Source organism: Brevundimonas sp. TWP2-3-4b1 (assembly GCF_049897665.1).
GTDB lineage: Bacteria > Pseudomonadota > Alphaproteobacteria > Caulobacterales > Caulobacteraceae > Brevundimonas > Brevundimonas subvibrioides_B.
Genome location: NZ_JAFCWQ010000016.1, coordinates 1 through 19,753, shown reverse-complemented (window position 1 = coordinate 19,753; position 19,753 = coordinate 1). Strand labels below are relative to the sequence as shown.

Here is a 19,753-nt window from a genome sequence, read left to right as displayed (position 1 = left end):
TTATGCAGCGTCCGCGGCGAGCTTGGCAGCCTTTTCGACGGCCTCTTCGATCGCGCCGACCATGTAGAAGGCCGCTTCCGGAAGGTGGTCGTATTCACCGGCGACGATGCCCTTGAACGAGCGGATCGTGTCTTCCAGCGAGACGAACTTGCCCGGCGCGTTCGTGAACTGCTCGGCCACGAAGAAGGGCTGCGACAGGAAGCGGCTGATCTTGCGGGCGCGCGAGACGACCAGCTTGTCCTCTTCCGACAGCTCGTCCATGCCCAGGATGGCGATGATGTCCTTCAGCGACTTGTACTGCTGCAGGACTTCCTGGACCGAACGGGCGACGCGGTAGTGTTCCTCACCGATGACCAGCGGGTCCATGATCCGCGAGGTCGAGTCGAGCGGATCCACGGCCGGGAAGATGGCCTGGGCGGCGATGTCGCGGTTCAGAACGGTCGTCGCGTCCAGGTGGGCGAAGGAGGCGGCGGGGGCCGGGTCGGTCAGGTCGTCGGCGGGGACGTAGATGGCCTGGATCGAGGTGATCGAGCCCTTCTTGGTCGAGGTGATGCGTTCCTGCAGGTTGCCCATCTCGGTGGCCAGGGTCGGCTGATAGCCCACGGCCGAGGGGATACGACCCAGCAGGGCGGACATTTCCGAACCGGCCTGGGTGAAGCGGAAGATGTTGTCGATGAAGAGCAGCACGTCCTTGCCCTCTTCGTCGCGGAAATATTCGGCCTGGGCCAGGCCGGTCAGGGCCACGCGGGCGCGGGCCCCGGGAGGCTCGTTCATCTGGCCGTAGACCAGGGCGCATTTCGAGCCTTCGCCGCCGCCGGCGACGTTCACGTTGGACTCGATCATCTCGTGATACAGGTCGTTGCCCTCGCGGGTGCGCTCACCCACGCCGGCCAGAACCGAATAACCGCCGTAGGCCTTGGCGATGTTATTGATCAGTTCCTGCATCGTAACGGTCTTGCCGACGCCGGCGCCGCCGAACAGGCCGGTCTTGCCGCCCTTGGTGTAGGGGCAGATCAGGTCGATGACCTTGATGCCCGTGACCAGGATTTCCGACGACGTCGATTGTTCTTCAAACGACGGCGCCTCGCGGTGGATCGGGCGGTACATCGTGGTCTGGATCGGACCGGCTTCGTCGATCGGCTGGCCGACGACATTCATGATGCGGCCGAGCGTGCCCGGGCCGACCGGAGCCAGGATCGAGGTGCCCGTATCGGTCACCGGCTGGCCGCGCGTCAGGCCCTCGGTCGTGTCCATGGCGATGGTGCGGACCATGTTCTCACCCAGGTGCTGCGCGACTTCCAGGACCAGGGTGAAGGGCTCGCCCGTCTTCTGGTCGACGTTCCGGGTTTCCAGCGCGTTCAGGATCGCCGGCAGCTGGCCGGTGAACTCGACGTCCACGACGGCGCCGATGACCTGGGCGATCTTGCCCACGCCCGTTCCGACGGTGATGACGGCGTTGCCGGTCGCGGAGGCGGCGGCAGCCTTGGGAGCCTTGGAAGCAGCGGGCTTCTTGGGGGCGGCGGGTTTCTTGGCGACGGTGTCGGTCATCGGGTGCGGTCCGTTTATCGTGTGTTCTGTCAGGATCGGAGGATCAGAGCGCTTCCGCGCCGGCGATGATCTCGATCAGTTCGGTGGTGATCTGGGCCTGGCGCTTGCGGTTGTAACTCAGCGTCAAGGCGTTGATGAGGTCGCCCGCATTGCGCGTGGCGTTGTCCATGGCGCCCATCTGGGCCCCGAAGAAGCTGGCCTGGTTCTCGTACAGGGCGGCCAGCACCTGGGTGGTGATGTTGCGAGGCAGGACGACGTCGAGAATTTCCTCTTCCGAGGGCTCGTAGTCGTAGACGGCGCCGTTCAGGTCGATCGGCGGGGCGTCGCCATCAACGACGGCGGGGATCAGCTGTTTCGGCGTCGGCACCTGCGAGATGACCGACTGGAAGCGGCTGTAGAACAGGGTCACGACGTCGGCGTTACCGGCCTCGAACTCCTCGGCGATCAGGGCGGCGATCGGCTCGGCGGCGGCCATGCCGATGACCTTGTGCTCGCTCAGTTCGAAGGTGCGCACGATGCGGGCGCCGAACTGGCGGGTCAGGCCGTCGCGGACCTTGCGGCCCACGGCGATGATCCGGACGTCCTTGCCGGCGGCGATCAGGGTGTTGATCCGTTCCCTGGCGGCCCGGATCACATTGGTGTTGAAACCGCCGGCCAGACCCTTGTCGCCCGTCGCCACGACGACAAGGTGCTTCTTGTCCGAGCCGGTGCCGGCCAGGAGTTTGGGCGCGCCGTCGCCGGACACGCCGGCCGCCAGGTTGGCGATCACCGCGGCCATCTTCAGGGCATAGGGACGCGCCGCCACGGCCTGGTCCTGGGCGCGCTTCAGCTTGGCCGCGGCGACCATGTTCAGGGCTTTCGTGATCTTCTGCGTGGACTTCACGCTTCCGATCCGATTGCGCATTTCCTTGAGGCTGGCCATCGGGTGGTGCTCTTCTAATCCCTACCGGTCAGTCTTACGCGAAGGTCTTGGCGAAGGCTTCGATGGCGGCCTTCAGTTCGGCTTCCAGCTCCTTGGACAGGGCCTTGGTCGTCTTGATGGCGTCCAGCGTCGACTGGTGGGCCGAGTGCATGCGGGCCAGCAGTTCGGACTCGAAGCGGGCGATGTCGGCCACCGCGATCTTGTCGAGGAAGCCGCGCGTGCCGGCATAGATCGACACGACCTGCTCCTCGACGGTCAGCGGCGAGTACTGGGGCTGTTTCAGCAGTTCCGTCAGGCGCGCGCCGCGGGCCAGCAGGTTCTGGGTCGAGACGTCCAGGTCCGAGCCGAACTTGGCGAAGGCGGCCATCTCGCGATACTGGGCCAGCTCGCCCTTGATCGAACCGGCGACCTGTTTCATCGCCTTGATCTGGGCCGAGGAGCCCACACGCGACACCGAGATGCCGACGTTCACGGCCGGGCGGATGCCCTGGTAGAACAGGTCGGATTCCAGGAAGATCTGGCCGTCGGTGATCGAGATCACATTGGTCGGGATATAGGCCGAGACGTCGTTGGCCTGGGTCTCGATCAGCGGCAGGGCCGTCATGGAGCCCGAACCATTGTCCTCGTTCAGCTTGGCCGAACGCTCCAGCAGGCGGCTGTGCAGATAGAAGACGTCGCCCGGATAGGCTTCGCGGCCCGGCGGACGGCGCAGCAGCAGGGACATCTGGCGATAGGCGACGGCCTGTTTGGACAGATCGTCATAGACGATCAGGGCGTGCATGCCGTTGTCGCGGAAGAACTCGCCCATGGCCGTGCCCGAGAACGGGGCCAGGAACTGCAGCGGGGCCGGCTCGGACGCCGTGGCGGCGACGACGATGGTGTATTCCAGGGCGCCGCGCTCCTCGAGCGTCTTGACGATCTGGGCCACAGTCGAGCGCTTCTGACCGATGGCGACGTAGATGCAGTAGAGTTTTTCGCCTTCCGACGCGCCTTCGACGTTGATCGACTTCTGGTTCAGGATGGTGTCGATCGCCACGGCGGTCTTGCCGACCTGACGGTCGCCGATGATCAGCTCGCGCTGGCCGCGGCCGACGGGGATCAGGGTATCGATGGCCTTCAGGCCGGTCTGCATCGGCTCGTGAACCGACTTGCGGGGGATGATGCCCGGAGCCTTCACGTCCACGCGGCGACGCTCGGTGAACTGGATCGGGCCCTTGCCGTCGATCGGCTCGCCCAGCGGGTTGACGACGCGGCCGAGCAGACCCTTGCCGACCGGAACGTCCACGATCTCGCCCAGGCGGCGGACTTCGTCGCCCTCGGCGATCTGGTTGTCCTGGCCGAAGATCACGGCGCCGACGTTGTCGCTTTCCAGGTTCAGGGCCATGCCTTTGACGCCGGCCTTGGGGAATTCGATCATCTCGCCGGCCTGGACATTGTCCAGACCATGGATGCGGGCGATGCCGTCGCCGACCGACAGGACCTGACCGACGTCCGAGACGTCGGCTTCAACGCCGAAGTTGGCGATCTGGGACTTGAGGATGGCCGAAATCTCGGCGGCGCGGATGTCCATTTGGATCTCTCTGTCTTGGTCTTCAGGGCGGGCCGTCAGGTCCGCTGCATGCTTGTTTCGGTGCGTGCCGTGGCCCGCTGCTATTTTAGTGTGAAGCGGGTCAGGCCCGCTTCAGGGCGAACTTCATCTGGTCGAGCTTAGTCTTCAGCGAGGCGTCGAAAAGTTTCGAGCCGACCTTGACCTTCAGTCCGCCCAGGATCGACGGATCGACGCGGGCGGTCATCTCGGGAGCCTTGCCCAGCGCCTGCGACAGGGCCGAGCGAATATGGGTGGTCTGGGCGGCCGACAGAGCCACGGCCGAGACGATTTCCGCCGCGACGACGCCGGTGTGCGCCGCATACAGGCTTTCGAAGCCGGAGATCACGGCGCCCAGGTCGCGGGCGCGGCCGTTCTTGGCCAGGAGGCCGAGGAAATTCTTCGTGGTGGCGTCGAACTTTGCCTTGGTCGCGATGGCCGCGAGGCCCTTTTGCTGGTCCTCGGCAGCGATCACCGGCGAGGTGGCGAGGCGGCGCAGGTCGGCGCTCTCGATCCAGGCGGCCTTCAGCGACTTCAGGTCGGCGCGAACGGCCTCCAGGCGGCCGGTTTCCAGGGCCAGGTCGAACAGCGCCTGTGCGTAGCGCGCGCCGACTTCCGTCGTTCTGAAATCGTCAGCCAAGGCCTGTCCGTCCGCTGTGCGTGTCTGTTCAAACGACCGGCCGCGAAGCTCGCGCCGGTCAAAGGCTTGTAATGCTTAAGGAAAGCACGCCAAGGGCCGTCTCGTTGGAAACGCCCCCTGGAAGCCGGGCGCCTGATAGCATGGGCTTTTCGCTGTCGCAACCGAAGCCGGGGAACGATACGGTCGCACCCGCGCTCACCACTGCGACATTATGGCAGCCTCAACCTCAAAGAACGTCATTTTCGCCGCCTTGGCCGGGAACCTGGCCATCGCCGTGACCAAGCTGGGCGCCGCCCTGTTCACCGGCTCGGCCGCCATGATGTCGGAGGCGATTCACTCGGGCGTCGACACCGGCAACCAGATCATCCTGCTGATCGGGCTCAGACGCGCCGCCCGGCCGGCGAACGTCGGCCACCCGTTCGGCCACGGGCTGCAGCTCTATTTCTATACATTCGTGGTCGCGGTCCTGATCTTCGGCGTCGGCGCGGTCCTCTCCATCACCCACGGCATAGAGCGCATCCGGTCGCCCGAGCCGATCCAGAACGCCTGGGTCAACTATATCGTGCTGGGCCTGTCCGTGCTGTTCGAGGGCGCATCTTGGCTGGTGGCGCTGAACGCTTTTAACAAGCAACGCGAGGGCCGGCCCTTCTTCGCCGTCATCCGCTCATCCAAGGACCCGACCATTTTTACCGTCCTGTTCGAGGACACCGCTGCCCTGGTCGGTCTCGTCGTCGCCCTGGTCGGTGTGGTCTGCAGCCATCTGTTCGATCTGCCGGTGCTGGACGGAGTCGCCTCGGTCGTCATCGGCCTCATCCTGGCGATCACCGCCGGTTTCCTCGCCGTCGAGAGCCAGAGCCTGCTGACCGGAGAGGCTGCCGATCCTGCGACCCGCGAAGGCATCGAGGCCATCGCCCGGGCCGCGCCCGGCGTCATGGGGCTGAACGACGCCCGCACCATGCATTTCGGTCCCAACGAGATTCTGGTCTGCCTAAGCCTCGACTTCCGCGACGACCTCACCGCCGCCGAGGTCGAGGACACGGTCGCCGGGCTGGAGCACCGCATCCGCGCCGCCTACCCCCAGGCTGGCCGCATTTATGTCGAGGCCCAGAGCCTCGCCAGCCATGCCGCGGTCCGGGCCGCCGTGATGGCCGGCGGCGGGGCGGGGGCCCTGGTCGACCAGGTCCCGGAAGTGGTTTCGACGCGGCCTGCGTCCTAGCCTGGGCTTGAACTGCGCCGCGCGGCGTGCGCTACAGAGAAAATCCTTCCTGCCAGAGAGACCTTGATGTTCGACAGCATTATCCCGCTGCTTAGCGACCCGGCCGCATGGGCCGCCCTCGTTACCCTGGTGGTGATGGAGGTCGTGCTCGGCATCGACAATCTGATCTTCATCTCGATCCTGTCGAACAAGCTTCCGCCCGAGCATCGCCAGCGCGTGCGCCGCATCGGCATCGGCCTGGCCCTGATCATGCGCCTGGCCCTGCTGTCGGTCATCGCCTGGCTGGTCGGCCTGATCCAGCCGGTCTTTACGGTGATGGGCAACGAATTCTCCTGGAAGGATCTGATCCTGATCGCGGGCGGCCTGTTCCTGATCTGGAAGGCCACCAAGGAAATCCACCACACGGTGGATCCGACGCCGACGCATGACGTCCTCGACAAGAAGGATGTGATGATCTCCAACGCCGGCTCGGCGATCGTCCAGATCATCATCCTCGACCTCGTCTTCTCGATCGACTCCATCCTGACGGCCGTCGGCATGACCGAACATCTGCCGATCATGGTGGTCGCCGTTCTCGCCGCCGTGACCGTCATGCTGCTGGCCGCCGACCCCCTGGCCAACTTCATCGCCAAGAACCCGACCGTGGTCATGCTGGCCCTCGGGTTCCTGCTGATGATCGGCCTCGTCCTCATCGCCGATGGTTTCGGCTTCCATGTGCCCAAGGGCTATATCTATGCCGCCATGGCCTTCTCGGCCGGGGTGGAGGCGCTGAACATGCTGGGACGAGCGGCCACCTCCAAACAGGAGAAGGCCAAACTCGCGCGTCAAGTCGCCGATCAGGCGGAAGTGCGCGCCAGGGAAGCGGAGGCGGAAGCCGCCGCCGACCCGGCCCACTGATGCGCAGGCGGGCGTTCCATCCGGTCGCGGCGCTCGCGGGGCTGATCGGCCTCGCCTTCGCCCTGGCCGGGGTTGCACAGACGTCGGCGCCCGCCGCCCCCGTCGCTCAGGCCGTCGCGCCCGCGACACAGCCCGCCCGACCGCCGCGCTACGGCTACGAGATCGTCTCCACCTATCCGCACGACCCCGCCGCCTTCACCCAGGGCCTGGAGTTCCACGGCGGCATCCTGCTGGAGAGCACGGGCCGTCATCCATCCAGCGTGCGCCGCGTGCGCCTCGAGGACGGCGTGGTCCTGCAGAAGCGCGATCTGGATATGCAGTTCTTCGGCGAAGGCCTGACCGCCGTCGGCGACCGCATCCTCACCCTGACCTGGCAGGGCGGCCACGGCTTCGTCTGGGACATCGACGACCTCGAACCGGCAGGGACCTTCTCCTATTCCGGCGAGGGCTGGGGCCTGACCCACGACGACACGCGGGTCATCCTGTCGGACGGCTCGCCGTCGCTGCGTTTCCTCGATCCCGTCACCCTGCAACAAACGGGCTCGGTCCCGGTCACCTACATGGGCCGTCCGCTGGAGCGGCTGAACGAGCTGGAGTTCATCGAGGGCGAGGTCTGGGCCAACGTCTGGCAAACCAGCTTCATCGTCCGCATCGACCCGGCCACGGGCGTGGTCATCGGCGTCATCGACCTGACCGGCATCCTGCCCGACCCGGTCGCCAATCCGAACGACGACGTCCTCAACGGCATCGCCTGGGACGCGGAGAACCGGCGGCTGTTCGTCACCGGCAAGAACTGGCCGAAACTGTTCGAGATCCGCCTGACCGGGCCGCGCTGACGTCACAAGTCTCCTCCCTGTGCGCGCTTGCGCATGGGGAGGTGGCAGCGAGCCCTTCGCGAGCTGACGGAGGGGTTCTTGCCGCGGCTGAGAACCCCTCCGTCTCTTCGCTACGCTTCGAGCCGCCTTCCCACGCCTGCGGCGCAGGGAGGAAACAGGTTGCAGGAATTTATTCTCGCGCGGCCCTTGCGTCCGCCAGCCATCGACCCCACGTCCCCGTCAGGTCTTTGACATCTCAATCCGCGAAGCGCGTCGTCAGCCCGATTTTCGTCCGCTGCACAAACCGCCCACGCACAAGCCCTTGTTTTCCCTCACCCGACCAGTCGTTTCGTCCGTTTCGTCAGGGTGTTTTACGTCCGGACACGCGGACGAAACTGGCCCTACAGGAAGCTGTACGGATCCACGTCCACCGTCAGCCGAACCGATCCCGGCACCTTCACCCGGCTGAGCCACGACCGCAGGAACCCCTGCAGGTCCACGTCGCGATCCGCCCGCACGAGCAATCTCTTCCGACGCCGACCCCGGATCAGCCCCAGGGGCGCATCGGCCGGGCCATAGACCTCCAGCCGCTCCGCGTTGGGGATCGCCGCCGCCAGGGCGTTGGCGACCTTCTCGACCGCCATCGCGTCGATGCCCGACAGGATGATCGCCGCCAGCCGTCCGTGCGGCGGCAGGGAGGCCGCCTCCCGTTCCGCCATCTCGGCCTCGACGAAGGCGTCCCGGTCCCCGGCCGCCAGCGCCATCAGCACCGGATGCTCGGGCGTCCAGGTCTGCAGGATCGCCCGCCCCGGCTTGTCCGCCCGGCCCGCCCGGCCCGTGGCCTGGGTCAGAAGCTGGAACGTCCTCTCCGCCGCCCTCAGGTCCCCGCCGCGCAGGCCCAGGTCGGCGTCCACCACCCCGACCAGGGTCAGGTGCGGGAAGTTATGCCCCTTGGCCGCGGCCTGGGTCGCCACCAGGATGTCGATCTCCCCGTCCGTCATCCGCTGGATCAGGGCCCGCATCGCCCTGGGGTCCGGAATGGTGTCGGAGCTGAACACAGCCGTCCGCGCCTGCGGGAACAGCTGGCGCACCTCCTCCTCTACCCGTTCGACGCCGGGCCCGACCGAGACCAGACTGTCTTCGGCCCCGCACGACGGACACAGCCTGGGCCGCACCATCGAGAAGCCGGTCAGGTGACAGACCAGCCGCCCGGTGTAGCGATGCTCGACCAGCCAGCTGTCGGTGTCCGGCGAAGTCATCCGGTGCCCGCAGGCCCGGCACAGCACCACCGGCGCATAGCCTCGCCGATTGAGGAACAGCAGGGTCTGCTCCCCCGCCAGCAAGGTCTCCCCGATCGCCTCCCTGAGCGGCTGCGACAGCCAGGTCTGGGGGTCGGGCGGGTTCTGCCTCAGGTCCAGGAGGCTGATCTCCGGCAGCACCGCCGCCCCGTGCCGGCTCGACAGCTTCAGCCAGCCGTAGCGGCCGTGATGGGCGTTCCACAGGGTCTCCAGCGACGGCGTGGCCGAGGCCAGGACCACAACCGCCCCCTCGATCCGCGCCCGCGCCACCGCCAGGTCGCGGCCGTGATAGACCAGCCCCTCCTCCTGCTTGAACGACCCGTCGTGCTCCTCGTCGACGACGATCAGCTTCAGCCTCGTGAAGGGCAGGAACAGGGCCGAGCGCGCGCCGACCACGATGTTGCAGCGCCCCGCGACCACCGCCTCCCACACCATCCGCCGACGCGGCGGCGCGACCCCCGAATGCCACTCGGCCGGCGCCGCCCCGAACCGCTTCGTGATCCGCTCAATCAGCGCCTGGGTCAGGGCGATCTCGGGCAGGAGGATCAGGATCTGGGCCAAAGGGTCCCGCTTCAGCGTCCGCGCCACGGCCTCCAGATAGGCCTCGGTCTTGCCCGACCCCGTGACCCCGTCCAGCAGGAAGGGCTTGAAGACGCCGGCCTCGGTGGCCGCCGACAGCACATCCGCCGCCGCCGCCTGGTCCGCGTTCAGCGTCGCCGGCCTGTGGTCGGGATCGGGGGGATCGAAGGCGGCCTCCGCCTCGATCTCGATGACCTCCAGCACCCCCTCGTCGACCAACCCCTTGACCACGGCCGAAGAAACCGCCGCCGCCCGCGCCAGCGCCGCCCCCGGCATCGCCGTCTCGCCGAGCGTCTCCAGCACCGCCGTCCGCCCGGCCGTGGGTCGCGCCGGGACCCGGTCGCCGACGCGCCTGAGCCGCCGCTCCGGCCGGGGCCTCGGCGCCCGCAGCCCCTTCAGGGCCGTCGCCGCCATCTCGCCTGGCGGGCTCAGGGTCCAGCGCGCGGCCCATTCGACGAAATCCACCGTCCCCGGCGGCAGGCTCGGATCGTCCAGCTTCGCCTCGACCGCCTTCAGCCGCCGGTTCGAACCCGTCGTCTCGCGCACCTCGGCCACGATGCCCCGCATCAGGCGCGGCCCCAGGGGCACCGCGACCTGATCGCCCCGCGCCAGCTCGAGCCCGTCGGCCACCTCGTAGTCGAAGGCCTCGTGCACCGGCAGGGGAATGAGAACCGAGGCGACTTTCACCTATTCCTCCCCCGTCGGGGGAGGGGGACCGCCGCGCGCTTTCGCGGGGGTGGAGGGGGCCAGCCGCCTACGTCGGAGTCCGGATCGGGCCCCCTCCGTCTCTGCGCTCCGCTTCGAGCCACCTCCCCCGACGGGGGAGGATTTAGAGGCTCGCTCTCGCCTGCCTACGCCGTTAAAACCCGGACCCATGAAACTCTTCCTCGACACCGCCGACGTCGCCGTCATCAAGGACATGCTGCCCACCGGGATGGTGGACGGCGTGACCACCAATCCCACGCTGATCGCAAGGTCCGGGCGCAACATCGCCGAGGTCATCGCCGAAATCTGCGCCCTGGTCGAGGGCCCGATCTCCGCCGAGGCCGTGGCGACCGATTTCGAGACCATGGTCAAGGAAGGTGACAAGCTCGCCGCCATCGCCCCGAACGTCGTGGTGAAGCTGCCCCTGACCTGGGACGGCCTGCGCGCGGCCCGCGCCTTCGCCGACAAGGGCGTCCAGACCAACGTCACCCTGTGCTTTTCCGCCGCCCAGGCCCTGCTGGCCGCCAAGGCCGGCGCCACCTACGTCTCGCCCTTCGTCGGCCGCCTCGATGATCACGGCGCCCAGGGCATCGAGCTGCTGGAAGAGATTCGCGCGATCTACGACCTCCACGGCTTCGAGACCCGGATTCTGGCCGCCTCCCTGCGCCACCCGGCCCATGTGACGGCCGCCGCGCTCGCCGGATCGGACGCCGCCACCCTGCCCGCAGACACTTTCAAGGCCCTGATCAAGCACCCGTTAACCGACAAGGGTCTTGATGCCTTCCTGGCGGACTGGGGCAAGACGGGCCAGTCGATCCTCTAGAGGATCGACAAACCGGGACGCTCCATTCTGTAGTTTACGACCCGGCGTTCCGGGAGGAGCGCCGACGTGACGTCCAGGGACCAGACCGCAGACCTGTTCACCGCCGGCGACCTTCACTGGCCCGACGTCCGCGCCTGGCTGCAGGCCCACCCCCAGACCCTGCTCGACGACCGCTCCCTGCTGGCGGAGGTCGGTCTGAAGCCGCATGGCCGCAATGTCGTCGAGTTCGGCCGCGCCGCCCTGACCCGGCTCGAGGAAGCCGCCGAGCGCGAGGCCGACGCCAGGAAACGTATCGAGTCGGTCGCCCGTGCGAACTTCGCCGCCCAGACCCAGACCCATGTCGCGGCCCTGGATCTGATGGAGTCGCGCAACCACTCCGATCTCGCCCGCCGACTGGATGCGGTGGCGCAGGGCCGCTTCGGCCTCGCGGGCGCTGTCATGGCCATCGAGAAGCCGGGTGGCGTGCCATTCGGCTGGCGCGGGCTGGAGGTCGGCGCCGTCGACACCCTGCTCGGCGATCACGGGCTGACCTGGCTTGGCCCCATGTTCGACGGTCTCGACCTTTTCGGCCCTTCGACGGAGCAGGCCAGGTCCGTGGCCCTGATCCGCATGGCGCCGCACCTCGGCGGCGAGCGCCCCGAAGAGGCCCGCCCCGGCCTCTGCGCCTTCGCCTCGCCCGAGGAAGAAGGCTTCACCCCCGGCATGGGCTGCGAACTGGTCGCCTTCATCGCCCGGGTCGTCGAACGCACGGCAGAGCGATGGCCGATCCTCAACTGACCGCCCCAAAGCGCCTCAGCGCAAATGAGGCCCTCTCGGCCTGGCTCGAGCATCTGGCGCACGAACGCCGCCTGTCGCCCCGCACGCTGGAGGCCTACGGCCATATCGGTCGCCAATATCTCTCCTTCCTCGAACGCCATCGTGGCGAGCCTCAGCGTCTCGGCGACCTCGGGACCGTCGCAGCCGCCGAACTGCGCGCCCACCTCGCCGAGCGACGCTCCGGCGCCAATTCCAGCAAGAATGGGCCACTCAACGCCCGCTCGCTCAGCCAGACCCTGTCCGCGATCCGCACCTTCCACGTTTTCCTCGACCGCCGCTGCGGCACGCCCGCGCCCCAGCTGGCCCTGGTGCGCGGGCCCCGGGTGAAGCCCTCCCTGCCCCGCCCGGTCAGCGCCGATCAGGCCCGGGGCCTGCTCGCCGAGCCCGCCCTCGATCCCGACGCCGAACCGTGGGAGGCATTGCGCGACGCCGCCGTCCTGTCGCTGCTCTACGGCTGTGGCCTGCGAATCTCGGAGGCGCTCGGCCTGACCCGCGCCGACGCCCCGCTCCCGGAAAGCCTGCGCATCACCGGCAAGGGCGGCAAGACCCGGATCGTCCCGGTCCTGCCCGCCGTGCGGTCAGCGGTGGACGCCGCGCTCGCCGCCCAGCCCTTCCCGCTCGAGCCGTCGGACGCCCTGTTTCGGGCCCGTCGCGGAGGCCCGCTCAGCGCCCGCCATGTGCAGGCGACGGTGCAGAAACTGCGCGGCCGCCTCGGCCTGCCCGCATCGGCCACGCCGCATGCCCTCAGGCACAGCTTCGCCACCCACCTGCTGGGCGCGGGCGCCGATCTGCGCAGTATTCAGGAGCTGCTGGGCCACGCCAGCCTGTCGACGACCCAGAAATACACCGCCGTCGACGCCGCCCATCTGCTGGGCGCCTACGCCGCGGCCCATCCGCGAGCCTAGTCGGCCGGAAGACGATCTCCGCGGCCGGGCGGGACGGCTTCGCGGCCAAGAGCATTCGATCCGGGCACCCGGTAGTTGACCACGATCGGTTCCGGACAGCCGTTCACTCGGCGATCCAGCAGGCGATAGAGGCCGACCGGGTCGCCGCCGTCGCGCCACAGAAGGCTGTTTCCGGCATTCGGATACGTGGCCAACCTGACATCGCTGTCGCAGCCGAAACCGGTGTCGCTCAAGACCGGCATCCGCGCGGCGTTCTCTCGCGCAGGAAGCTCCGGCACGATCATCTCTTGAATTGTCCCGGGCCGAAGGGAAGGGGCAGGAATCTCGGCCGACTGGGGCGCGGCGGTGAGAAGGAGCAGCATCGACAACATCGGAATCTCCATTCTGAACGCCCAGTATACACCCTCCGGCTGCACTCCCACATGACCAATCGGTAACGCGACGCAGGCTAGGCGCGCCCCGGCCGCCGTCCTAGGCTCGGGCAAATGCCGCGGGGAGGCGGCCATGATCGAGCGGACAACGCAGACCAGGGACGAACCCGGGCGCGAGGGCCTCGACCGCCGGCGGGTGCTGGGCGGCGGCGCCCTTCTGCTGACCGGTCTCGGCGGCTTCACGCAACAGGCCGTCACCCCGCCCGCCCAGCCGCCCGAAGCCCTGTCGCTGTCGGCGAACCTGCTGACCCGGATGGCCGCCGCCGTGCGGCTGAACGGCCGCAGCCCGCGCCTGTTCGTGCTGGACACGGGCGCCGAGCGCACCTCCATCGCCCGCGATCTGGCCGAGGCCCTGGGTCTGCCGGCCGGTCCCACGGTGGTCGTCCACGGCATCACCTCCGCCCAGGAGACGCCCACAGCCGTGGCCGGGCGGGTGACCTTCGGGCGGCGACGCTTCAACAACGTGGTCATGCCCGTGTTCGAGCGGTCGCTGCTGGCCGCCGACGGCCTGCTCGGCCTGGACATCCTATCCCAGTTCCGACTGTCGATGAACCTGGCGGACCGGACCGTCAGCCTGACGCCCTCGGGCCCCGCCTTCTACGCGGGGGGCTCCGCCTCCGTCATCCCGACGCGCCTGCCAGGCGGCGCGCGGGCGCGACTGGATTCCTCGGGCCAGTTGATCCTGACCAACGCCGTGGCCGACGGCGTCCCGGTCCAGTCGTTCGTCGACAGCGGCGGCCAGTATTCGATCGGCAACACCGCCCTGTTGCGCGCCATCGGCGGTCAGGTGGGTTCGCGGCCCATCCCGCTCTACGGCGTCACCGGCCAGACGATCGACGCCTACGCCAGTCGCCTGAACACCCTGAGGATCGGCCGGCATGAGCTGGGCGCCACGCCCCTGCTGTTCGCCGAGCTGCACGCCTTCAACACCCTGGGGCTGGGCGACCAGCCGGCGCTGCTGATCGGCGCCGACGTGCTCTACCGTTTCCGCCGGGTCGAGCTCGACTATGGCGCGCGTCGCATGGGCTTCGGCGGGCTGCAGCCGCGAGCCACGCCCTCGGCCATCGAGCGTAGCTAGATCGCCCTTATGGCTCCGCCATCAATGCGGACCAGGGAACCCGTGACATAGGCCGCCTTCGGACTGGCGAGGAAGGCCGCAACCGCGCCGAACTCGGCCGGATCGCCCAGCCGCCCGACCGGAATACTCTCGACCGACTTCGACTGCGCCTGTTCCGGCATTACTCCCGTGCGTTCGGCAGTGGCCTTGTCCAGCTGCTGGATACGCGGCGTGTCGATACGGCCGGGCAGGAGGGTGTTGACGGTCACCCCGTCGGCGGCGACCTCGGTCGCCAGGCTCTTGGCCCAGCCGGTGATTCCGGCGCGCAGGGTGTTGGACACGCCCAGCATTGGATTGGGCTCGACCGCCGAGGACGAGGCGACGTTCAGGATGCGGCCCCAGCCCGCCGCGCGCATGGCCGGCAGAACCCGGTCAGTCAGACGGAACACCGACAGCACCATGGACTCGAACTGGGCGCGCCACAGCTCCGGATCCAGCCCCGCCACACCCGACTGCGGCGGCCCGCCGGTGTTGTTCAGCAGGATCTCGATCGGCCCGCCGAGCAGGCCCTCGGCCGTATCGACCGCCGTCAGCAGGCCCGCGTGATCCGCCAGATCGGCCGTCACGATCACGGCCCGGCCGGTCGCCGTCGCATTGATCCCGTCGGCCACGACTTGCAGCTTTTCCGCGTCCCGCGACAACAGGGCGACATGCGCACCCTCCGCCGCCAGCGCCTCGGCCACGGCGCGACCGAGACCGCTGGATCCGCCGCAGACGAGCGCGCGCCTGCCGGTGAGGTGGAGGTCCACCCTAGGCCTGCATCGTCCAGCCCTCGACGCCCATGGCCGCCTGTTTGACGGCTTCCGAGCGGGTCGGATGGGCGTGGGAGGTGCGGGCGATGTCTTCCGACGAGCCGCCGAAAGCCATCGTGATGCAGGCCTCGGCGATCAACTCGCCGGCAGAGGGGCCGAAGATGTGCACGCCCAGCACCTTGTCCGTCGTCGCGTCGGCCAGAACCTTCACGAAGCCCTCGGTCTCGTGGTTGATCTTGGCGCGGCTGTTCGCAGTGAAGGGGAATTTGCCCTTCTTGAACGCGACGCCGGCGGCCTTGAGCTGTTCCTCGGTCTTGCCGACCCAGGCCACTTCCGGCCCGGTGTAGATGACGCTGGGGACCAGATCATAGTCGACGTGGCCCGCCTTGCCGGCGATGAACTCGATCACGGCGACGGCATCTTCTTCCGCCTTGTGGGCCAGCATCGGGCCGTGGGTCACGTCTCCGATGACCCAGATCCCGTCCTTGCCGGTCTTCAGATGGTCGTTGACGAGGAAGCCGCGCTTGTCGGTCTCGATGCCGACGCTCTCCAGGCCCAGCCCGGCGGTGTAGGGACGACGACCGATGGCCACCAGGACCACGTCGCCGGTGAGGGTTTCGGCGGCGCCGCCGGCGGCGGGCTCCAGCGTCAGGACCACGCCGTCCTTGGCCACCTGCGCCGCGGTGACCTTCGTCCCCGTCTTGAAGATCATGCCCTGTTTGGTCAGGCCGCGCTGGAAGGCGGTGGCGACCTCGGCATCCATGCCGGCGCCGACCTTGTCGAGGAACTCCACGACGGTGACCTCGGCCCCCAGGCGACGCCAGACGGAACCGAGCTCCAGCCCGATCACGCCCGCGCCGATGACGATCAGCTTCTTGGGAATCGCCGACAGCGACAGGGCGCCGGTGGAATCAATGATCTTGCCCTCGACGAAGTCCACGCCCGGCAGGGGGGTGGGCTCGGAGCCTGTGGCGATGACGATGTCCCTGGCGGTCAGGGTCGTGACGGTTCCGTCGGCGGCGGTGACTTCCACCTTGCCGGTTCCGACGATCTTGCCCGTGCCCTTGATCCAGTCGGCCTTGTTCTTCTTGAACAGGAACTCGATCCCCTTGGTCAGGGCCGTCACGCTTTCGGCCTTCTGCTTCATCATCTGCGGCAGGTTGACCTTGGGGGCGCCCACATCGATGCCCAGGGTCGGGAACTCCTTGTTGGCGATCTCGAACAGTTCCGACGCGTGCAGCAGGGCCTTGGAGGGCATGCAGCCGACGTTCAGGCAGGTGCCGCCCAGGGTCTCGCCCTTTTCGACGCAGGCCACCTTCAGCCCCAGTTGCCCGGCCCGGATTGCGGCGTTGTAACCGCCGGGTCCGCCGCCAATCACGACGACATCGTAGGAAAAGGGAGCGGCGGGGGCGGCGTCTGCCATGAGAACCTCTGTGTCGGGCGCAGTCGGGGAGTCGGCCGCTGTCCTAGCGCCTGACCGTTCCGGGTCAACCGCTGGCGGGGATATGGGGGTCCCTTCCGGCCTCAAGTAGCCCAAGGGGCGATAGGCCGACGAAGAATGTGGATCAGGCGGCGAGATGGCCGGGCGAACGATGTCGCCGCCTCCGTCGCGAGACGGCGACAATGATGAGGCCGACCACCAGCAATATGCCCAGCACCAGCCAGGTCGGATCGACCGACAGGCCGATCGGGGCCACCGCCTCGGCCTGTCGGGCGATCTCGCCTCCGCCGGCGGAGGCGTCCGCCTGGATCGAGGCGCTGGCCGGACCGCCGCCGCCCGATCGGTCGATGGCCAGCCTCAGAACCGCATCAGCGAGGAAGCCGAGAAAATAGGCCACAGCCGCCTTCGGATTGCCGGCGCCGAGCATGAAGGCCGCAACCAGATACAGGGCCACCGCTCCGATCCACAGCGCCGCCTGGAGGATGCCGCCTCCGGTCTCGACGACGGCGGAGGCGCGCTCGGTCGCCACCGTCGTGGAGGCGCCCTCGAAGAAGGGGGAGAGGAAGGGCCAGGCCAGCCAGCCCGCATAGCCGATCACGGCCAGCACCAGAACGAACCGCAGGATCTTCATGGCCGGGCTCCGAACGCGATCAAACGACGTTCGTTAATCTAGCACGCCGCCCCGCCAAGCCAAGCCGTGAAGCGTCAGGCCGCGCCCGCGATCGCCGGTTCGACGGGCGGCAGGATCACGGTCGCCTCGGCCCCTTCGCCCTCGGCCCCGGTCAGGGTCAGGACGCCGCCGGACTGGCGGGCGAAGGCGTGAACCTGGGCCAGGCCCAGACCCGCCGCGCCGTCGCGGGTGGTGAAGAAGGGTTCCAGCGCACGGGCCGCAGTCGCGGCATCCAGCCCCGGGCCGGTGTCGCGCACCGTCAGCCGCGCCCCGCCGTCCGCGAGCGCTTCCAGCCGCACGGCCACGGAGCCCGCGCCGCCCAGAGCCTCGACCGCATTGCGGACCAGCGCCTGGACCGCGCCTTCGAAGCCGACCGGATCGACGCGCACCGGCGCCGCATGGGAAGGCCCCTCGATCAACAGGTCGACGCCCGGCCCGGCGAGGGCCCGCAGACGGGTCTCCATGCCGCGCAGCAACACGCCGGAATCCAGCACCCGGGCATGGGCGTCCTCGCCCTGCGAGAAGGCCGAGAGACGACGGGTAAGGGCCTCTCCCCGCTGCCCGGCCGCCAGGGCCGCCTGGCCCAGACGGCGCACGCGGGCCGGATCGTCGGCGGTCTTCAACAGCATGTCGAGCGCGCTGGTCATGACGGCCAGCAGGGCGTTGAAGTCCTGGGCCACGCCGCCGGTCAGGCGGCCGACGCTCTCCAGCCGACGCGAGGCCTCGTTGCCGGTCTCGACCTGGGACAGGACCTGCGCGCGCGCCTCTTCGGCCGTCCGTTGAGCCTCGGTCCGTTCCACTTCGATCTGGGCGCGAGCAGCTTCCAGCTCGGACTGCAGTTCCGCCTCGCGGGCCGCGGCGGCTTCCAGTTGCGGCGCCAGGTCGGCGACCGGCTCGGCCAGGACGACGGCTCCGGGGGGCGTGCCGGGTTCAAACGCGACGACGTGGGCGGGCTCGACCTCGGTCTCAACCGCCGTCTCCGGCACGATGGGATCGCCGGCGAGCAACAGTGCGTCGACCGCCCCGTCCGGCGCGCTCAGCGGCAGGATGCGCCAGGCCACGCCGTTGTCGCCGCCCATCATCGAGACGATGCCATCGGCCTCGCCAGGCTGGGCGTTGATCGCGGCGCGCAGGGTCTGCCGACCCTCGACCCGCTCGGTCTCGCCCAGGAACTGGTCGGCGAAATCGGAGCCGATGACATCGAGCGTGCGCCCGAACAGGTCCAGGGCCAACGGATTGGCTTCGCGCACGACGCCGTGAGCGGACACCACCACCAAAGCGCTGGACGCGGCTTCGAACACGCGGCGGGTCAGGTCGTCGCCGGCCGCGACCGAGGCGGTCTCGGGCTGGAACGCTTCGGGCGTGGTCAGGCCTTCGGTCTCCACGAGGGCGGCGGTCGAGCCGATGATATGGCCGTGGGAATCCTCGATCGGCATGGCGGTCACCGAGACCAGCATCTTCCGCCGGGTCGCCGGGTTGGCGAGGATGTGCTGGAAGCCTTTGACCGTCTGGCCGCGAAGGGCGCGCGCGCTGGGCAGCAGGTCCGGCGGCACGGGCCGGCCGTCGGGATAGGTGATGCCCCAGGTCGCCGAGTGGAAGCGCAGGCCGATCAGCTCGGCGTCGCGGCGGCCCATCAGCTGGTGCGCCGCCCGGTTGGCGAAGACGAATTTGCCGCCGCGGTCCGTCTGGACCAGGGCGACGGGAATGGCGTTCAGAGTCTCGTAGAGGCGCGTCTCCGCGGCCTCGCGGGCCATGGACACGGCCCCCAGTTCATCCGAGGTCGAGACATGGCGGGTCCGGTGGGTCACCGCGAAGATCGACGACAGGACGGCGACGACCGAGGTCACGGCGGCGACGATTCCCAGCACGAGGACCCAGTCGATGTCGCCTTCCATGAACATGTTCGGTCTTCCTGTCTTGGCACGCGGCGCGGTGTTCGACCGGCTGACTGCAAGCCCGGCGCCGCCCGGCGTCACAAGCCGGTTACGGCCTGTCCCGGCTTGGGTCCAGTCGCTTTCGCGCGATCCGGAGAAGCATCCCCGACTGACGCAGAAGGACCGGGCGTCGCCGCCCGGCCCTTCCCGTCTTGATACGTTTTATTCCCCTCAAAAGTTGAAGCGAATGCCTGCGTCGAAGCGACGGCCGAACCGTTCCCACTCGATCGTGTACTGGCTTTCGCGAGAGTAGCGACGGCCCGGATTGTTCATGAGGTTGGAGCCGTCGACGTAGACTTCAAGGTTGTCGCTGACGGCATAACGGATCGAAGCGTCCAGTTCGTCGTCGGCCGCCCAGTAGGTGTTGCCCCCGTCGGCCACCGGGCCGTAGCCGTCGAGCCAGTCGGTGCGCTTGCGATAGTTCAGGCGCGCCGAAAGGCCATACTTCTCGTAGTAGCCGGCCAGGTTGTAGACCACGTCCGAGGTGCCAGGCAGGGTCACGCGCGTGCCGCCCGGCGTCGTGGCCTGGGACTCGTTGGCTGTACGTCGTCAGATGTTTTGGGACAGTCGGGGTGCGGATTTAGTGGAGAGTTGGCCTTGTCTGGGTTCGATATTTAGGCGGCGATTTTGCGGTGCTGCAAGCGCCGATGTTGGAGGGT

At 68.4% G+C, this 19,753-nt stretch carries 18 protein-coding genes; 7 read left to right on the top strand and 11 right to left on the bottom strand.

The genetic code is table 11. The features are described from left to right. The 4 genes from atpD to ACP7A5_RS12300 form a co-directional block, all read right to left on the bottom strand. Nucleotides 1–1,548: a F0F1 ATP synthase subunit beta gene (gene atpD / locus ACP7A5_RS12315; RefSeq protein ID WP_426042195.1), complete on the bottom strand. Its 1,548-nt coding sequence runs from the start codon at nucleotides 1,546–1,548 to the stop codon at nucleotides 1–3. A gap of 43 nt (nucleotides 1,549–1,591) precedes the next feature. Continuing rightward, nucleotides 1,592–2,470, bottom strand: a complete 879-nt coding sequence (locus ACP7A5_RS12310) for a F0F1 ATP synthase subunit gamma (protein ID WP_426042194.1) — start codon at nucleotides 2,468–2,470, stop codon at nucleotides 1,592–1,594. Nucleotides 2,471–2,504: 34 nt separating this feature from the next. Further along, nucleotides 2,505–4,040: a F0F1 ATP synthase subunit alpha gene (gene atpA, locus ACP7A5_RS12305; RefSeq protein WP_426042193.1), complete on the bottom strand. Its 1,536-nt coding sequence runs from the start codon at nucleotides 4,038–4,040 to the stop codon at nucleotides 2,505–2,507. Nucleotides 4,041–4,140: 100 nt separating this feature from the next. Then, nucleotides 4,141–4,695, bottom strand: coding sequence for a F0F1 ATP synthase subunit delta (locus tag ACP7A5_RS12300; RefSeq protein ID WP_426042192.1), 555 nt, complete (start codon nucleotides 4,693–4,695; stop codon nucleotides 4,141–4,143). 211 nt (nucleotides 4,696–4,906) lie between these two features. On the opposite strand from ACP7A5_RS12300, the gene ACP7A5_RS12295 reads away from it, so the two are divergent. The 3 genes from ACP7A5_RS12295 (at nucleotide 4,907) to ACP7A5_RS12285 (ending at nucleotide 7,644) form a co-directional block, all read left to right on the top strand. Further along, nucleotides 4,907–5,911 (top strand): cation diffusion facilitator family transporter, encoded by a 1,005-nt coding sequence (locus ACP7A5_RS12295; protein ID WP_426042191.1) that lies wholly within the window; start codon nucleotides 4,907–4,909, stop codon nucleotides 5,909–5,911. A 66-nt stretch (nucleotides 5,912–5,977) separates the two neighbouring features. Beyond that, on the top strand, nucleotides 5,978–6,808 hold the full coding sequence (locus ACP7A5_RS12290) for a TerC family protein (protein WP_426042190.1): 831 nt from the start codon (nucleotides 5,978–5,980) through the stop codon (nucleotides 6,806–6,808). Beyond that, a complete protein-coding gene (locus ACP7A5_RS12285) occupies nucleotides 6,808–7,644 on the top strand; it encodes a glutaminyl-peptide cyclotransferase (RefSeq protein WP_426042189.1) in 837 nt (278 codons plus the stop codon). Before ACP7A5_RS12290 ends, ACP7A5_RS12285 begins: the two co-directional genes overlap by 1 nt. A 380-nt stretch (nucleotides 7,645–8,024) precedes the next feature. Here ACP7A5_RS12285 and ACP7A5_RS12280 read toward each other — a convergent pair whose 3' ends face one another. Beyond that, the gene (locus ACP7A5_RS12280) at nucleotides 8,025–10,187 is read right to left on the bottom strand and encodes a primosomal protein N' (protein ID WP_426042188.1); all 2,163 of its coding nucleotides are present in this window, start codon (nucleotides 10,185–10,187) and stop codon (nucleotides 8,025–8,027) included. Between the two features lie 187 nt (nucleotides 10,188–10,374). On the opposite strand from ACP7A5_RS12280, the gene fsa reads away from it, so the two are divergent. From fsa to ACP7A5_RS12265, 3 genes are all read left to right on the top strand, one after another. Further along, nucleotides 10,375–11,028 carry a fructose-6-phosphate aldolase gene (gene fsa / locus ACP7A5_RS12275; RefSeq protein WP_426042187.1) on the top strand — a complete coding sequence of 218 codons (654 nt, stop codon included), beginning with the start codon at nucleotides 10,375–10,377 and terminating at the stop codon, nucleotides 11,026–11,028. 66 nt (nucleotides 11,029–11,094) lie between these two features. After that, nucleotides 11,095–11,805, top strand: coding sequence for a DUF484 family protein (locus ACP7A5_RS12270; RefSeq protein ID WP_426042186.1), 711 nt, complete (start codon nucleotides 11,095–11,097; stop codon nucleotides 11,803–11,805). Further along, nucleotides 11,787–12,749 carry a tyrosine recombinase XerC gene (locus ACP7A5_RS12265; protein ID WP_426042185.1) on the top strand — a complete coding sequence of 321 codons (963 nt, stop codon included), beginning with the start codon at nucleotides 11,787–11,789 and terminating at the stop codon, nucleotides 12,747–12,749. The genes ACP7A5_RS12270 and ACP7A5_RS12265 overlap by 19 nt, the downstream gene beginning before the upstream one ends. Here ACP7A5_RS12265 and ACP7A5_RS12260 read toward each other — a convergent pair. Then, nucleotides 12,746–13,120, bottom strand: coding sequence for a hypothetical protein (locus ACP7A5_RS12260; protein WP_426042184.1), 375 nt, complete (start codon nucleotides 13,118–13,120; stop codon nucleotides 12,746–12,748). The two genes, ACP7A5_RS12265 and ACP7A5_RS12260, sit on opposite strands and share 4 nt — an antisense overlap. A gap of 133 nt (nucleotides 13,121–13,253) precedes the next feature. On the opposite strand from ACP7A5_RS12260, the gene ACP7A5_RS12255 reads away from it, so the two are divergent. After that, the gene (locus tag ACP7A5_RS12255) at nucleotides 13,254–14,258 is read left to right on the top strand and encodes a retropepsin-like aspartic protease (RefSeq protein ID WP_426042183.1); all 1,005 of its coding nucleotides are present in this window, start codon (nucleotides 13,254–13,256) and stop codon (nucleotides 14,256–14,258) included. Here the strand turns inward: ACP7A5_RS12255 and ACP7A5_RS12250 are convergent. The 5 genes from ACP7A5_RS12250 to ACP7A5_RS12230 all read right to left on the bottom strand — a co-directional run bounded on the left by ACP7A5_RS12250 (nucleotide 14,255) and on the right by ACP7A5_RS12230 (nucleotide 19,595). Then, entirely contained in the window at nucleotides 14,255–15,046 is a 792-nt protein-coding gene (locus ACP7A5_RS12250) for an SDR family oxidoreductase (RefSeq protein WP_426042182.1), read from the bottom strand. The genes ACP7A5_RS12255 and ACP7A5_RS12250 overlap by 4 nt on opposite strands. A gap of 1 nt (nucleotide 15,047) precedes the next feature. Then, nucleotides 15,048–16,472 (bottom strand): dihydrolipoyl dehydrogenase, encoded by a 1,425-nt coding sequence (gene lpdA / locus ACP7A5_RS12245; protein ID WP_426042181.1) that lies wholly within the window; start codon nucleotides 16,470–16,472, stop codon nucleotides 15,048–15,050. Between the two features lie 142 nt (nucleotides 16,473–16,614). Next, nucleotides 16,615–17,121, bottom strand: a complete 507-nt coding sequence (locus tag ACP7A5_RS12240) for a hypothetical protein (protein WP_426042180.1) — start codon at nucleotides 17,119–17,121, stop codon at nucleotides 16,615–16,617. A 74-nt stretch (nucleotides 17,122–17,195) separates the two neighbouring features. After that, complete coding sequence (locus tag ACP7A5_RS12235) at nucleotides 17,196–19,061, bottom strand: ATP-binding protein (protein ID WP_426042179.1); 1,866 nt, start codon at nucleotides 19,059–19,061, stop codon at nucleotides 17,196–17,198. A 204-nt stretch (nucleotides 19,062–19,265) separates the two neighbouring features. Then, nucleotides 19,266–19,595, bottom strand: a complete 330-nt coding sequence (locus tag ACP7A5_RS12230) for a hypothetical protein (protein WP_426042178.1) — start codon at nucleotides 19,593–19,595, stop codon at nucleotides 19,266–19,268. Nucleotides 19,596–19,753 lie beyond the last annotated feature (158 nt).

What these genes read in the sequence shown, in the direction of transcription:
- ACP7A5_RS12260 (WP_426042184.1), bottom strand. Translation starts at nt 13,120, where the DNA reads ATGTTGTCGATGCTGCTCCTTCTCACCGCCGCGCCCCAGTCGGCCGAG.
- ACP7A5_RS12310 (WP_426042194.1), bottom strand. Translation starts at nt 2,470, where the DNA reads ATGGCCAGCCTCAAGGAAATGCGCAATCGGATCGGAAGCGTGAAGTCC.
- atpD (WP_426042195.1), bottom strand. Translation starts at nt 1,548, where the DNA reads ATGACCGACACCGTCGCCAAGAAACCCGCCGCCCCCAAGAAGCCCGCT.
- ACP7A5_RS12290 (WP_426042190.1), top strand. Translation starts at nt 5,978, where the DNA reads ATGTTCGACAGCATTATCCCGCTGCTTAGCGACCCGGCCGCATGGGCC.
- ACP7A5_RS12295 (WP_426042191.1), top strand. Translation starts at nt 4,907, where the DNA reads ATGGCAGCCTCAACCTCAAAGAACGTCATTTTCGCCGCCTTGGCCGGG.
- ACP7A5_RS12240 (WP_426042180.1), bottom strand. Translation starts at nt 17,121, where the DNA reads ATGAAGATCCTGCGGTTCGTTCTGGTGCTGGCCGTGATCGGCTATGCG.
- ACP7A5_RS12265 (WP_426042185.1), top strand. Translation starts at nt 11,787, where the DNA reads ATGGCCGATCCTCAACTGACCGCCCCAAAGCGCCTCAGCGCAAATGAG.
- ACP7A5_RS12255 (WP_426042183.1), top strand. Translation starts at nt 13,254, where the DNA reads ATGATCGAGCGGACAACGCAGACCAGGGACGAACCCGGGCGCGAGGGC.
- fsa (WP_426042187.1), top strand. Translation starts at nt 10,375, where the DNA reads ATGAAACTCTTCCTCGACACCGCCGACGTCGCCGTCATCAAGGACATG.
- lpdA (WP_426042181.1), bottom strand. Translation starts at nt 16,472, where the DNA reads ATGGCAGACGCCGCCCCCGCCGCTCCCTTTTCCTACGATGTCGTCGTG.
- ACP7A5_RS12285 (WP_426042189.1), top strand. Translation starts at nt 6,808, where the DNA reads ATGCGCAGGCGGGCGTTCCATCCGGTCGCGGCGCTCGCGGGGCTGATC.
- atpA (WP_426042193.1), bottom strand. Translation starts at nt 4,040, where the DNA reads ATGGACATCCGCGCCGCCGAGATTTCGGCCATCCTCAAGTCCCAGATC.
- ACP7A5_RS12235 (WP_426042179.1), bottom strand. Translation starts at nt 19,061, where the DNA reads ATGTTCATGGAAGGCGACATCGACTGGGTCCTCGTGCTGGGAATCGTC.